A 12,738-nucleotide genomic window follows, 5' to 3' on the forward strand; every position below is an offset into this window, starting at 1 on the left:
CCGGACAGCGCGGCGCCGGCTTTTTCGCTAGGATGCAGACCAAATCAGGCTGTTGCGCGCCATCCGTGCACAGCAGCCGCCATCACGCTATCAAATTCATAAGACACGGCCTATGCAGCTGCGTTTTGATATCCACGCCCCACATGCCTTTGTCCGCACCCACGGTGGCCCGCACGCCCCAGCATATCCGCCGCATCCACTTCAACAGCTTTGTCCGTGAGGACGGGCTGTGGGACATCGAGGGCGAACTGCTGGACACCAAGGCTGTCAATGTGCCCCGCGTCAACAGCCCCGGCATCCGCAAGGCAGGCGACCCCATTCACCACATGTGGATCCGGGTCACCGTCAACACCCAGCTGGTGGTGCAGTCCATCGAAGCCGTGATGGATGCCCACCCCCTGGGTGGCTGCCCCGCCGCGCTGGAGGCCATGCAGAAGATGGTGGGCAGCTGCATGGCACGCGGCTGGCGCAAGTCGATCGAGACGCACCTGGGCACCATCGCCGGCTGCACCCATATGCGCGAGCTGCTGCAAAGCATGGCCACCGCCACCTTCCAGAGCATTGTCGGCGCCTTCACCACCGCCCCGGACACTCCGCCGCGCTACCTGGGCCAGTGCAAGGGCTGGGACTTTGACGGCCCCGGCGTGGCCGAGCACTTTCCGCAGTTTGTGCATTTCCAGGCCAAGCCCAAGGCCTGAACCTGAAGCGGTTGCGCGCCGCAGCGCAGACGGCCTTCACACAGGCTTGCGAGGCCGCCGCGCTGCAGGCGCAGCAGCGGCCACCGCGCAGAAGCGAATCTGTCAGCGCTCTCCGTACCTCCGCTGCTCGCGCAGCATGAACAGGTACAACCCCTCCACCTTTTCCCGCGCCCAGGGCGTCTTGCGCAAAAAGCGCAGGCTGGACGTGATGCTGGGATCGACATTGAAACAGCGCAGCTGGATGCGGTCGCCCAGGCCGGGCCAACCGTAGTAGTCCACCAGCTCGGTCACGATGCGCTCCAGCGTGATGCCGTGCAAGGGGTTGCGGGGTTGCTGCGCAGAGGGGGTCGTCATGGGCCGATTGTCGCGTACCGGCCGCCAGCCGGCCAAGCCAGGGCCTTTGCGCACCGCGTCCTGCAATGCGGGCAAATGCCTAGCACGCAGCAGCCCCTTGGGGCCGCCCCACACCCTTGCCCCCACCAGGGCCGACAGGCCCCAGGCGCGGCTGCAGCTTTTGTACACTGCAGCCCATTTTTGGAATGAGCCGCTGCCCCACCTGCGGCCACCGCACTGCACCATGCTCTCTCGTTTTGCACAGGCCCGCCGGGCCCTGGGCGCTGTCCTGGCGCTGGGGACTCTGGGCGCGCTGCCGCTTGCTGCGGCCCATGCGGCCCCGTCCACCCCTGCCTTCCCAGGCAAGCCGGTGCGCATCATCACCCCCTTCCCTGTGGGCGGCGGTCCGGACGGTGTGGCCCGCCTGCTGGCCGATGGCCTGGCGCGCCGCTGGGGCCAACCGGTGGTGGTGGAGAACCGCCCCGGCGGCAACGGCTTCATTGCCATTGAGGCCTTCAAGCGCGCTCCCCAGGACGGCAGCACGCTGATCGTGCTGGACGGTCTGCATCTGTCCGCCTACCCCAGCCTGTTCAAAAAACTGCCCTACGACCCACAGCGCGACTTCATGCCGCTGATGGCGTTGTTCAAGACCTATTTTTTCATCACGGTTCCACAGAACAGCCCCTACCGCTCGGTGGGCGCGCTGGTGGCCGATGCCCTGGCCCGTCCGGGCCAGCTGAACTACGGCTCTTGGTCGGTGGGCAACCCGGTGCACCTGGGGGCCGAACTGCTGGCCGCCCGCACCGGCACCCGCATGCAGCATGTGGTGTTCAAGGAAACCTCGCAGCTCTACACCTCGGTGTCCACTGGCGATCTGCACTTCTCGCTGGGCAGCGCCGCCACCGCCGGCCCGCTGCAGCGCGCGGGCAAGCTGCGCTTTCTGGCAATTGCGGCACCGCAGCGCTCGCCCGATTTTCCTGATGTGCCCACCGTGGGGGAATCCGGTGGCCCGCAAGGGCTGGAAGTCTCGGGCTGGAACGCCCTGGTGGCCCCAGTCGGCCTGCCGCCTGCCGTGGCAGAGCAGATCCGCCAGGATGCCCAGGCCGCACTGGACACCCCCGAAGCGCGCGCCAAGTTCCAGAGCTTTGGCTACACGCCTTTTCCCGCCACCCGCAAACAGCTGGAACAGTTCATTGCCGCCGAGCACCAGCGCTTTGCCGAGGTGATCCGCCAGAGCCATATCAGCCTGGACTGAGCGCCCGTTCCGGGGGCTCGGCCCACCGCCCACCTCCCTGCACTCGACCCACACAGGTCTGCGCCACCCACCAGGGCAGCCCTGCATGGGTACTGCCTGCCACGCCATATCACGCGGTACGGGGCTCCCCCTCCTCCACCGGCACCAGCGCCCGCCACCAGCGCTCACCGGCATGGGGGGCGGCTAGGTCCAGCCGCTCGCCCATCAGCGGCGTGGCCACAGCAATGGCCTGGGCCTCGGCCAGGTCCACCACGCGCTCGAACGGGTCCCACCAGGCATGCATGGCCAGGTTGAAGGTGCCGTTGTGGATGGGCAGCAGCCATTTGCCCCCCAGATCCTGGTGGGCCTGCACGGTCTGCGCCGGGTGCATGTGCACATAGGGCCAGTGTTCGTTGTAGGCACCGGTCTCCATCAGCGTCACATCGAAGGGGCCAAACTGCCGGCCGATCTGCGTGAAACCGTCAAAGTAGCCGCCATCGCCGCTGAAGAAGATGCGCAGCGCTTGCGTGCTTTCCAGGTCTTCGATCACCCAGGAGGCCCACAGCGTGCGGTTGCCGTCGCGCAGGCTGCGGCCCGAAAAATGCTGGGCCGGTGTGGCTGTGAAACGCAACCCGTCCACCTGCGTGCCCTGCCACCAATCGTACTGCTGCACCTTGGCGGCCGGCACGCCCCAGGCCATCAGCCGGTCCCCCACGCCCAAGGTACAGATGAACAGATCGGTTTTGGCCGCCAGAATCCGCACCGTGGCGCGGTCCAGGTGGTCGTAATGGTCGTGCGACAGCAGCACGCCGCGCAGCGGTGGCAACTCCGCCAAGGCAATGGGCGGTGCATGAAAGCGCTTGGGCCCGAAGAACGCCAGCGGGGAGGCACGTTCGGCAAACACTGGGTCGGTGATCCACCAGCCCCCACGCAGCTTCATCAACAAGGTGGAGTGGCCGATGCGGTAGAGGCTGCGCTCGGGCGCCACCTCCAGCTGTGCACGGGTGATCGGCTGCACCGGCAGCGGTGCCACCGGCTCCGAGTTGCGCGGCTTGTTGAAAAAGAAATCCCACATCACCTTGGCGCCGGGCTGCGGCCCCTGGGCAGGACGGGGGTGGATGTTACGAAAGCGCCCGCCCGCAAACTGGGGCGATTGCGGATAGGCCACAACCGGGCTGCGAAAGAAACGGGCCAAGGGGTTGGAGAGTGGCATGGCGCGAAAGAGGTCAGAAGTCCACAGACTGCCACAGATGGGGGCAGCGCCGGCTGCCACAAGACCGAGGCGCTGCGGGTGAACGCCATGGCACAGCCATTCCTGCAGAAAAATGAGCAAACTGTGCCATCTGTACAGGGTTCTGCCGTGATTTATGCACCAAGGTTTGCAGAGAAAAAGCATGCAGCACCAGGGTACAAAGACCCTCCCGGCGGCACAGCGCGCTTTCCGCACTCAGGGGACCAGACCCTGGTCCTCCGGCATCAGCACCTCGGCCATGCGCTGCTGGATCCACTGCGCGGTGGCATCCAGCACCGCGCCTTGCAGCGTCAGCATGCGCACGGCCAGCGGCGGCAGCAGCAACTCGGGGCAATGCAGCACGCTCAGGCGTGACAGTCCCTCGCCGTACTCGATGATGTTACGCGGCAGGATGGCCCAGCCCAAGCCATCGGCCACCATGTCGGCCAGCACATAAAAGCTGTCCGAGCGCCACACGCGGGGGCTGAACACCAGCTCTTCCACGCCTTCGATGCACATCACCAGCTGCCGCTGCGCAGCCAGGGCCTGGCGGCTGACACGGGGCTGCCGTGCCAGCGGATGGTCGTGCGCCACACACACCATCTGCGGCACGCTGGCCACGGCGCACTGGGCAAACTGCCCGCCGACCACCCCCCGGTCAAACTGAAAGCCCAGCTGGGCCCGCTGGCTTTGCACGGCCAGCGCCACTTCGGCCGCCGTGCCGTTGAGCACCGTCAGCTCCAGCGCCGGATAGTGCAGGGCCAGCTCGCGCAGCAGGCGGGCGATCGGCGGGTAGGGCAGCGCCTCGTCCAGCGCCATGCACAAGGTGGCGGTCTGGCCTGCGGCCAGTGCACGGGCCCGCAGCTCCAGTGCCTGGGCCTGGTGCAGCAGCGCGCGGGCTTCGAGCAACATCACGCTGCCGGCCGGGGTGAGCTGCACACTGCGGCCGGCACGGCTGAACAGGGCCACGCCCAGATCGGCCTCCAGCAAGCCCATGGCCATGCTCACGGCCGACTGCGCCCGGCCCAGGCGACGGGCGGCCTGCGTCATCGAGCCGCATTCGGCCACGGCAATAAACTGGTTCAGGCGTTCGAGTGTCCATTCCATGCATCAATTTTATTGATTAAACCAAACTTCTTCAAATCAATAAATTGATGAATCATGCGGTCTTTGCGCTCCGGAATGACCGGAGTGCTGGCTGATACGCACTGGTTTTGTCATGGTCCTGTCTGTTTCTCCTCCCCTCCACTCCGCCCCTGCCGCGCGCCACCGCTGGCTGGTGCTGGGCATTGTGTCCGTGGCCCTGCTGCTGATCGTCATCGACATGACGGTGCTCTACACCGCCCTGCCCCGGCTGACACACGATCTGGCGGCCAGCGCCTCGGCCAAGCTGTGGATCATCAACATCTACGCGCTGGTGGTCTCGGGCCTGCTGCTGGGCATGGGAACGCTGGGCGACAAGCTCGGTCACAAGACACTGCTGCTGTCAGGTCTGGTGGTTTTTGGCGCGGCCTCGCTGCTGGCGGCGTTTGCACCCGACACCGGCGTGCTGATTGCGGCGCGTGCGCTGCTGGGCGTGGGCGCCGCCATGATGATGCCGGCCACGCTGTCGGTGATCCGGCTGAGCTTCAGTGATGACAAGGAACGCGCCCTGGCCATCGGCATCTGGGCCTCGGTGGCGTCGGGCGGCGCGGCCTTCGGTCCGGTGGTGGGCGGCGCACTGCTGGAACATTTCTGGTGGGGTGCGGTGTTCCTGATCAACGTGCCCATCGTGCTGGTCACGCTGCCGCTGGCCTGGCGCTATATCGCCCCCTCGCACGGCGACCGCCAGCGCCCATGGGACGGCATCGCCAGCCTGCAGGTGATGGTGGGCCTGGTGGCCTGCACCTATGCCATCAAGGAAGCGGGCAAGGCCGTACCGGACTGGGCCATGGCCCTGCTGTCCCTGCTGCTGGGCACGGCGTTTCTGGCCATCTTTGTGCGCCGCCAGCGCCGCAGCGCCCACCCGCTGCTGGACCTGGAGTTGTTCCGCAACCTGACGTTCAGCATGGCGGTGGTGGCTGCACTGACCTCGTCAGCGGCGCTGCTGGGCATGCAGCTGGTGTTCAGCCAGCGGCTGCAACTGGTGGCGGGCTATTCCCCCCTGGAAGCCGGCTGGGCCACGCTGCCCCTGCCGGTGGCGGCGTTTGTGGCCGGCCCCATTGCCGGGCGGCTGCTGCACCGCTGGGGCAGCCCGCTGCTGCTGGCGCGCGCGCTGCTGATCGCCGGCCTGGGCATGGCGGCCTATTGGTGGGTGCACCTGGCCGCCACGCCATGGCAGGCGCTGAGCCTGGCGGTGCTGGGCTTTGGCGTGGGCGCCACCATGACGGCGGCATCGGCCACCATCCTGATGAGTGCCGCGCCCGAGCGCGCGGGCATGGCCGCCTCGGTGGAAGAAGTGTCGTACGAGCTGGGGGGCGCCCTGGGCGTGACGCTGATGGGCAGCATGCTCTCGGCAGTCTATGCCCACAGCTTGGCACTGCCTGCGGCGGCCGGAGCCTTGCCTGCCAGTGTGCGCGACAGCCTGGACGAAGCACTGCTGGCCGCCGAAGGCCTGCCCGCGGCCGTTGCGCAGCCGCTGGTGCACGCCGCCCACACGGCCTTTGACCAGGGCTTTACCGCGGTGCTGCTCAGCGCCTCGGCACTGCTGATGACCGCCGCCGCACTGGTGCGCTGGCGCATGCGCTGAACCGGCTTGTGCATGGCTGCGCGGCTGCTTCCTTCATGGCCGCTGCACTACCCTGCTACGGCCCTCATGACGCCGCTTGCAGCCACTGCAGCGCCAGCCGCTCATCGGCCAGTGCAAAACGCCGCACCTCGGCCGAAGTGAAATGCTCGGCCAGAAACTCGCCCAGGCCCGCCACCGCACTGTCGGTCACCAGGGCTATGCGTTCCACCCGCTTGTGGTGTGCCTGCACAAAATGCATGTGGGCGCTGAACCCGGCCCAGTTCTCCCAGCCGGGAAACTCGGCCGCCCGCACCAGCACCCCATTCAGCCGGGCGTGGCCCATCAGATAGGCATCCACCTCGGTCCGCAGCCGCTCAAAGTCCTGCTCGGTCAGCGGGCCGCTGGGGTGCAGGCGCAAAATACCTTCGGGCTTCATCAAGGTGAACGTGAGCATGGCAGCGCTCCTGGAGTCGCAGACCTTCACTGTACGGCGGACTGGCCGCGCCTGCAGTGCCTGCACTGCCATCGATGGTTTAGGACACCGATGGCAGCCCCTACACCGCGTGCGTGTGCTGCACCGCAGGCAAGATGGCGTTCAGCGCATGCATTGCGCGAGGGACTGGACCATGAACCCCATGACACAACGCCTGCAGGCACTGCTGGATACCGGCAAGGAAACCGCGCTGCTGCGCTACACCCTGGGCAAGGCCGCGCTGGACGATGCGCAGCCCGCGACTGCGCTGGAGCACCTGCTGCGCGCCACCGCACTGGACCCGCACTATTCCGTGGCCTGGAAGCTGCTGGGCAAAGCCCAGCTCGCACTGGACAACCCCACCGCCGCGCGCCAGGCCTGGGAGCACGGCCTGGCCTGCGCCCAGGACAAGGGCGATGCCCAGGTGGTGAAAGAGCTGGGGGTGTTCCTGAAACGGCTGGACAAACAGCAGGGTTGAGTGCGGTGCAAACCGCCTGCAAGCGCATCGCCATCAACATCGGCAGCGGCATGTGCATACCACCCGGCCCCTCCTCGCCACCCGCTGCGCCATCTGCGCGCTCCCAGCAGACGCAGCCAGCCATCCAAGGGCATCCAGTGCCCTTTCCGCACAGCAACCTCGCCCATCCGCGACAATCCCGCCCCTATGTCTGATTTGCCCGTTTCGAACCCTGCTTCCTCACCTGCCCCTGCTTCCGCCCTGCGTCTGGTCCTGATCCTCGGCCTGCTCTCGGCCATCGGGCCGTTTGCCATCGATATGTACCTGCCGGCGCTGCCGCAGATCGGCGCCAGCCTGAACGCGCCGGTATCGGCCGTGCAGGCCAGCCTGACGGCCTTCTTTTTGGCACTGGGCGTGGGCCAGCCGCTGTTCGGCTCGCTGGCCGATCTGTGGGGCCGCAAAAAGCCGCTGTACCTGGGCCTGGCCATCTTTGTGCTGGCCAGCATCGGCTGCGCGCTGGCGCTGGACATTCAGACCCTAGTGGTGCTGCGCTTCATCCAGGGTCTGGGTGCGGCAGCCGGCATGGCGATTCCCCGCGCCGTGGTGCGTGACCTGCACACCGGCCACGAGGCGGCCCGTATGATGTCGCTGCTGATGCTGGTGTTCAGCGTCTCGCCCATCCTGGCACCGCTGGCCGGCAGCGCGGTGATCGGGCTGGGCGGCTGGCGCTGGGTGTTCTGGGCGGTCACGGCGGCCGCGGTGCTGGGCATGCTGGCCATGGTGCGCGGCCTGCCCGAAACCCGTGGCCCAGCGGCACGCGGCGACAGCCAGCTGGCCGACACGTTCCGCGCCTATGCGCTGCTGCTGCGTGACACGCACTACCTGGGTCTGGTCTTCATCGGGGCCTGCGCCATGGCGGGCTTTTTCGTCTACCTGGCCGGCTCGCCCTTTGTGCTGATCAACCACTACGGTCTCTCCACCACGCAGTACAGCATGGCGTTTGCACTGAATGCCGTGGCCTTCATCGGCGCCGCGCAGTTCACCGGCGCGCTGGGCCAGCGCTTCGGCCTGGCCACCGTGGTCAAGCTGGCCGCCAGCGCCAGCGGTGTGGTCATGGTCGCGCTGCTGACCTACTACCTGCTGGGCGGTGACCAGTTGGCGGTGCTAATGGCGCTGTACTTCATTGCCAGTGCCTTCATGGGTCTGGTGATTCCCACTACCTCCGTGCTGGCCCTGGAAGAGCATGGCGCCATTGCCGGCGCCGCGTCGGCCCTGCTGGGCACGCTGCAGATGCTCATGGGCGCTATCGCCATGCAACTGGTGGGCCTGTTCTCCACCGGCAAGCCCCTGCCCATGGTGGTGGGCATGGCCACCGGCGCGCTGTGCGGCGTGGCGCTGACGTGGATCACGCTGGGGACTGCACGCGGCCGCCAGACAGCCCAGGCACAGTGAGCCCGGCAGCACCACGCCCGCGTGGTGCTGCGATCACGGGCCGGTGTCCCGCCGGCTCCAGGCAGGCTTCAGGCCGACAGGGCCTGCCTGCGGATACAGGCCTTCAGCGCCGTCAGTGCCGCGGACTCCGGCGCCCCGACGCGGGTCACCAGGCCGTAAGGCTCCGCATTGGCATGCACCTTCAGGTCCAGCCGTGCCAGCGTCTGCCGGGCCTCGAAAAACTGCAGGGTCTCCAGCGACATCAGGGCCACCATGTCGGGGCTTTTGTTCAGCAGCAGCGCGGTGGCAAACGTCGATGAGGTCTCCACCGGCCTGAACGCCAGCACCACCCCATTGCTGGCCGCCTCGCGCTCCAGCAGGGTGCGCAGCGGCATGTGGCCGGGAAACAGAATCCACGGGTACTGCGCCACCTGTTCCCAGCCGACATCCGGGGTGCGGCTGAGCGCATGCATGGGCGAGACCGCCACCGCCACCTCTTCCTCGCGCAGCCACTCGAAATGGAAGATATCGGTGCGCCGGGCCACCGATGTCCGGCACAGCGCCAGGTCCAGCACCCCGCTTTGCAGACCTTCCAGCAGGTCGGCACTGGTGCCCTCCTGCAGCTCGACCGTCACATCCGGGTGCAGCCGGTGAAAGGCAATCAGGGCATTGGCCAGCACGGCCGCCAATGCGCCCGCAATCGTGCCCACGGCAATGCGCACACCGGAAGTGCGGGACATGCCCAGCAGCTCCTTGTGCATGTGTGCCAGGCTGGACAGCATCAGGCGCGCATACCGGATGGCACAGCGCCCCATATCGGTCGGCACCAGGCCCTGCGGGGTGCGGGCAAACAAGGTGACGCCGATCGCTTCCTCTATTTCGCGCAGGGCCTTGCTCACGCCCGGCTGCGACATGTGCAGCAGCACGGCGGCCTGGTGCACCGAGCCCATGTCTTCGATGGCGATGAGCAGCTTGAGCTGCTTGAACTTGAGCCGGCCGCCCATGGCATGCAGGCTGGCCAGCTGCTGCGCCACATCCTGCTCGGGTTTCTCCGGAGATTCCATTTTGTTCTACCTGGACCTGTCTTCCGCATGCGCGCGCCTGCTGGCGACTCCTAGACTGCGCAGCGTCGAATGAATTACTTGGAGACGTTGTATGAAGTTGTTGCGTTATGGCCCAGCCGGTGCGGAGAAGCCAGGGGTTTTGGACCCGGAAGGTCGCATCCGGGACATCTCCGCCCTGACGGCGGACATTGACGGGAAATTCCTGGCCAGTGCCGCCGTGACCCAGCTGGCGGCCATGGATCTCGCCACCCTGCCGCTGGTGGCCGGCCAGCCCCGCCTGGGCGCCTGTGTGGGCCAGATCGGCAAGTTCATCTGCATCGGCCTGAACTATGCCGACCATGCTGCCGAATCGAACATGCCCATCCCCCAGGAGCCCGTGGTCTTCAACAAATGGACCTCGGCCGTTGTCGGCCCCAATGACGACGTCAAGATTCCGCGCGGCTCGGTCAAGACCGACTGGGAAGTGGAGCTGGGCATCGTCATCGGCAAAACCGCGTCCTACATCGATGCCAGCCAGGCCATGGAACATGTGGCGGGCTACTGCGTGGTCAACGATGTGTCGGAACGCGAATACCAGATCGAGCGCGGAGGCACCTGGGACAAGGGCAAGGGTTGCGACACCTTCGGCCCCACCGGCCCCTGGCTGGTCACCAGGGACGAGGTGCCGGATCCGCACCAGCTCCGGCTGTGGCTGGAAGTCGATGGCCACCGCTACCAGGACGGAAGCACCGCCACGATGATTTTCAAGGTGCCGGAGATCATTGCCTACCTCAGCCGGTTCATGACGCTGCACCCCGGCGATGTCATCTCCACCGGCACCCCGCCCGGCGTGGGCATGGGCATCAAGCCCGCACCGGTGTACCTGCGCGCAGGCCAGACCATGCGCCTGGGCATCGATGGCCTGGGCGAACAGCAACAGCGCGTGATTGCCGCGTAAGGAGATGAACATGAACCAGTACGACTTCGCAGGCAAGGTGGCGGTGGTCACCGGCGGCGCCCAAGGCATTGGCCTGTCCGTGGTGGAACGGCTTCTCGACGGAGGCGCAGCCGTGGCCATCTGGGACCGCGATCCCCACGCCCTGCAGACGGCGCAGCAGAACCTGCAGGCCAGAGGCACCGTGCACACCGTCGTCACCGACATCACGGACATGGCCAGCGTGGAGCAGGCCAGCGCCGACACCACGGCCGCCCTGGGACCGATCTCCATTCTGGTGAACAGTGCCGGCATTGCGGGCGCCAACGCCCCCACGGTCGACTACCCGGCTGCGGAATGGGACCAGGTGATCAAGGTGAACCTGCATGGCACGTTCAACGTCAACAAGGTGCTGCTCAAGGGCATGCTGACCCAGGGTTATGGCCGGGTGGTGAACGTGGCGTCCATCGCCGGCAAGGAAGGCAACCCCAATGCCTGTGCCTACAGTGCGTCCAAGGCCGGTGTCATTGCATTGACCAAGAGCATCGGCAAGGAAACCGCCGGCCAGAACATCTCGGTCAACGCCATCACCCCGGCGGCGGCCAAGACCAAGATCTTCGACCAGATGTCGCAGCAGCACATCGACTACATGCTCTCCAAGATTCCCCGCGGCCGCTTCGTCCAGGTCGACGAGATTGCATCGCTGGTGGGCTGGCTGGTGAGCGAGGAAAACTCGTTCACCACCGGCGCGGTATTCGATCTTTCCGGCGGCCGGGCGACCTACTGACCGGACTGACAACGCCGCAGCATAGCGGCGTGTTCCATCAATAAAAAAGGAGACAAGCTATGAGCACAACGCTGCACGTAGAAAGTGGATTGAACACCGGGGAAGTTTCACGCGAGAAGGAGATCTACGGCAAAGTCTTCTGGCGCTTCATCCCCTTGCTGGTGATCTGCTGGGTCATGGCCTACCTGGACCGTGTGAACATCAGCTTTGCCAAGCTGCAGATGCAAAGCGAGCTGGGCTTTTCGGATGCGGTCTATGGCCTGGGCGCCAGCATCTTCTTCATTGGCTACTTCCTGTTTGAAGTGCCCAGCAACATGATCCTGCACCGGGTGGGTGCCCGCATCTGGATCATGCGCATCATGGTGACCTGGGGCATTGCCTCGGCCTGCACCATGTTCGTCACCAGCGAGATGGGCTTTTACTTCATCCGTTTTCTGGTCGGTGCCCTGGAGGCGGGATTTGTGCCCGGCGCCCTGTACTACTTCACCAAGTGGTTCCCCGCCCAGCGCCGGGGCCGCATCAACACCATCTTCATGTCCGGCATTGCCTTCTGCGGCATCATCGGCGGCCCCATTTCGGGCGGCATCATGAAGTTCACGGATGGCGCCATGGGCCTGCATGGCTGGCAATGGCTGTTCCTGCTGGAAGGCCTTCCTTCCATCGTGCTGGGCATCATCGTCTGGTTCCACCTAGACGATGAAATCGAGCATGCCAAATGGCTCAGCGCCAGCGACCGGCAGTTCTGGAGCAGCATGGTCAGCCGCGATGCCAAGCAGGCGGACACCCACCATTTCGGTGCGGCGCTGCGCGAACCCGCGACCTACATTCTGTCGATCATCTATCTGTGCCTGGCCGGCGGCATCTATGGCCTGGTGTTCTGGATGCCCCAGCTCATCAAGACCGCTGGCACACAGGACACGTTTGCCATCGGCCTGATCTCGGCCATTCCCTATCTGGTCGCCGGCGTGACCATGATCCTGCTGGGCAAGAACTCCGACCGCACCGGCGAACGCCGTTGGCACCTGGCTTTGACGGCCTTGCTTGGCGGCGCGGGCTACTTCATCTGCGGCATGTACAGCGAACACACGGTGGCGCTGCTGTTCGGTCTGACGCTGGCGGCCACGGGTGTGATCTCCGCCATCGGTCTGTTCTGGGTCTTCCCCCAGCGTTTTCTGACCGGCATGGCCGCCGCTGCCGGGATCGCCCTGATCAACTCCATCGGCCAGTTGGGGGGGTTGATCAGCCCCTACATGGTGGGCAAGGTCAAGGATGTCACCGGCAGCGCGTCCATGGGGCTGTACGCCCTGGCTGCAGCGCTGGTGGTGAGCTTCATCATCATTGCCTGGGGCCTGCCACAGCGCTTCTACGAGCGCACCCGCAGCTGACATTCCGTCCCGCAAAAAAGCCCGCC

The 12,738-nt window shown here is 66.1% G+C and carries 13 protein-coding genes; 8 read left to right on the plus strand and 5 right to left on the minus strand.

The window, feature by feature from the left end:
* Positions 1 to 143 precede the first annotated feature (143 nt).
* Positions 144 to 698 carry a DUF2889 domain-containing protein gene (locus tag QM470_RS07865; RefSeq protein ID WP_283338813.1) on the plus strand — a complete coding sequence of 185 codons (555 nt, stop codon included), beginning with the start codon at positions 144 to 146 and terminating at the stop codon, positions 696 to 698.
* A 102-nt stretch (positions 699 to 800) separates the two neighbouring features.
* Here QM470_RS07865 and QM470_RS07870 read toward each other — a convergent pair whose 3' ends face one another.
* The gene (locus QM470_RS07870) at positions 801 to 1,052 is read right to left on the minus strand and encodes a VF530 family protein (protein WP_066536230.1); all 252 of its coding nucleotides are present in this window, start codon (positions 1,050 to 1,052) and stop codon (positions 801 to 803) included.
* Between the two features lie 223 nt (positions 1,053 to 1,275).
* Between QM470_RS07870 and QM470_RS07875 the strand changes: the two genes are divergently transcribed.
* Positions 1,276 to 2,286, plus strand: coding sequence for a Bug family tripartite tricarboxylate transporter substrate binding protein (locus QM470_RS07875; RefSeq protein ID WP_283338814.1), 1,011 nt, complete (start codon positions 1,276 to 1,278; stop codon positions 2,284 to 2,286).
* A 109-nt stretch (positions 2,287 to 2,395) separates the two neighbouring features.
* Here the strand turns inward: QM470_RS07875 and QM470_RS07880 are convergent, their stop codons facing one another.
* Entirely contained in the window at positions 2,396 to 3,478 is a 1,083-nt protein-coding gene (locus QM470_RS07880) for an MBL fold metallo-hydrolase (RefSeq protein WP_283338815.1), read from the minus strand.
* Between the two features lie 234 nt (positions 3,479 to 3,712).
* Positions 3,713 to 4,603: a LysR family transcriptional regulator gene (locus QM470_RS07885; protein ID WP_283338816.1), complete on the minus strand. Its 891-nt coding sequence runs from the start codon at positions 4,601 to 4,603 to the stop codon at positions 3,713 to 3,715.
* A 112-nt stretch (positions 4,604 to 4,715) separates the two neighbouring features.
* On the opposite strand from QM470_RS07885, the gene QM470_RS07890 reads away from it, so the two are divergent.
* Positions 4,716 to 6,224 (plus strand): MFS transporter, encoded by a 1,509-nt coding sequence (locus QM470_RS07890; protein WP_283338817.1) that lies wholly within the window; start codon positions 4,716 to 4,718, stop codon positions 6,222 to 6,224.
* 64 nt (positions 6,225 to 6,288) lie between these two features.
* On the opposite strand, the gene QM470_RS07895 is transcribed toward QM470_RS07890, so the two are convergent.
* Positions 6,289 to 6,657, minus strand: coding sequence for a SpoIIAA family protein (locus QM470_RS07895; protein WP_283338818.1), 369 nt, complete (start codon positions 6,655 to 6,657; stop codon positions 6,289 to 6,291).
* Between the two features lie 172 nt (positions 6,658 to 6,829).
* On the opposite strand from QM470_RS07895, the gene QM470_RS07900 reads away from it, so the two are divergent.
* A complete protein-coding gene (locus QM470_RS07900; RefSeq protein ID WP_283338819.1) occupies positions 6,830 to 7,153 on the plus strand; it encodes a tetratricopeptide repeat protein in 324 nt (107 codons plus the stop codon).
* Between the two features lie 186 nt (positions 7,154 to 7,339).
* The gene (locus QM470_RS07905; protein WP_283338820.1) at positions 7,340 to 8,584 is read left to right on the plus strand and encodes a multidrug effflux MFS transporter; all 1,245 of its coding nucleotides are present in this window, start codon (positions 7,340 to 7,342) and stop codon (positions 8,582 to 8,584) included.
* Between the two features lie 68 nt (positions 8,585 to 8,652).
* On the opposite strand, the gene QM470_RS07910 is transcribed toward QM470_RS07905, so the two are convergent.
* Positions 8,653 to 9,627 (minus strand): LysR family transcriptional regulator, encoded by a 975-nt coding sequence (locus tag QM470_RS07910; RefSeq protein WP_066535732.1) that lies wholly within the window; start codon positions 9,625 to 9,627, stop codon positions 8,653 to 8,655.
* A gap of 91 nt (positions 9,628 to 9,718) precedes the next feature.
* On the opposite strand from QM470_RS07910, the gene QM470_RS07915 reads away from it, so the two are divergent.
* The 3 genes from QM470_RS07915 to QM470_RS07925 are packed head-to-tail and all read left to right on the plus strand — an operon-like array spanning position 9,719 to position 12,712.
* Positions 9,719 to 10,564, plus strand: coding sequence for an ureidoglycolate lyase (locus tag QM470_RS07915; RefSeq protein ID WP_283338821.1), 846 nt, complete (start codon positions 9,719 to 9,721; stop codon positions 10,562 to 10,564).
* Positions 10,565 to 10,574: 10 nt separating this feature from the next.
* Positions 10,575 to 11,327 carry an SDR family NAD(P)-dependent oxidoreductase gene (locus QM470_RS07920; protein ID WP_283338822.1) on the plus strand — a complete coding sequence of 251 codons (753 nt, stop codon included), beginning with the start codon at positions 10,575 to 10,577 and terminating at the stop codon, positions 11,325 to 11,327.
* Positions 11,328 to 11,386: 59 nt separating this feature from the next.
* Entirely contained in the window at positions 11,387 to 12,712 is a 1,326-nt protein-coding gene (locus QM470_RS07925; protein ID WP_283338823.1) for an MFS transporter, read from the plus strand.
* The last annotated feature ends 26 nt before the right edge of the window (positions 12,713 to 12,738 follow it).

Origin of the sequence: Comamonas sp. 17RB, assembly GCF_030056555.1 — a bacterium.
GTDB lineage: Bacteria > Pseudomonadota > Gammaproteobacteria > Burkholderiales > Burkholderiaceae_C > Comamonas > Comamonas terrigena.

Bases quoted from the DNA above. Each gene is read 5' to 3' on its own strand.
- QM470_RS07875 (WP_283338814.1), top strand. From the start codon at position 1,276: ATGCTCTCTCGTTTTGCACAGGCCCGCCGGGCCCTGGGCGCTGTCCTG.
- QM470_RS07910 (WP_066535732.1), bottom strand. From the start codon at position 9,627: ATGGAATCTCCGGAGAAACCCGAGCAGGATGTGGCGCAGCAGCTGGCC.
- QM470_RS07870 (WP_066536230.1), bottom strand. From the start codon at position 1,052: ATGACGACCCCCTCTGCGCAGCAACCCCGCAACCCCTTGCACGGCATC.
- QM470_RS07865 (WP_283338813.1), top strand. From the start codon at position 144: ATGCCTTTGTCCGCACCCACGGTGGCCCGCACGCCCCAGCATATCCGC.
- QM470_RS07900 (WP_283338819.1), top strand. From the start codon at position 6,830: ATGAACCCCATGACACAACGCCTGCAGGCACTGCTGGATACCGGCAAG.
- QM470_RS07890 (WP_283338817.1), top strand. From the start codon at position 4,716: ATGGTCCTGTCTGTTTCTCCTCCCCTCCACTCCGCCCCTGCCGCGCGC.
- QM470_RS07915 (WP_283338821.1), top strand. From the start codon at position 9,719: ATGAAGTTGTTGCGTTATGGCCCAGCCGGTGCGGAGAAGCCAGGGGTT.
- QM470_RS07920 (WP_283338822.1), top strand. From the start codon at position 10,575: ATGAACCAGTACGACTTCGCAGGCAAGGTGGCGGTGGTCACCGGCGGC.
- QM470_RS07885 (WP_283338816.1), bottom strand. From the start codon at position 4,603: ATGGAATGGACACTCGAACGCCTGAACCAGTTTATTGCCGTGGCCGAA.
- QM470_RS07925 (WP_283338823.1), top strand. From the start codon at position 11,387: ATGAGCACAACGCTGCACGTAGAAAGTGGATTGAACACCGGGGAAGTT.
- QM470_RS07895 (WP_283338818.1), bottom strand. From the start codon at position 6,657: ATGCTCACGTTCACCTTGATGAAGCCCGAAGGTATTTTGCGCCTGCAC.
- QM470_RS07880 (WP_283338815.1), bottom strand. From the start codon at position 3,478: ATGCCACTCTCCAACCCCTTGGCCCGTTTCTTTCGCAGCCCGGTTGTG.
- QM470_RS07905 (WP_283338820.1), top strand. From the start codon at position 7,340: ATGTCTGATTTGCCCGTTTCGAACCCTGCTTCCTCACCTGCCCCTGCT.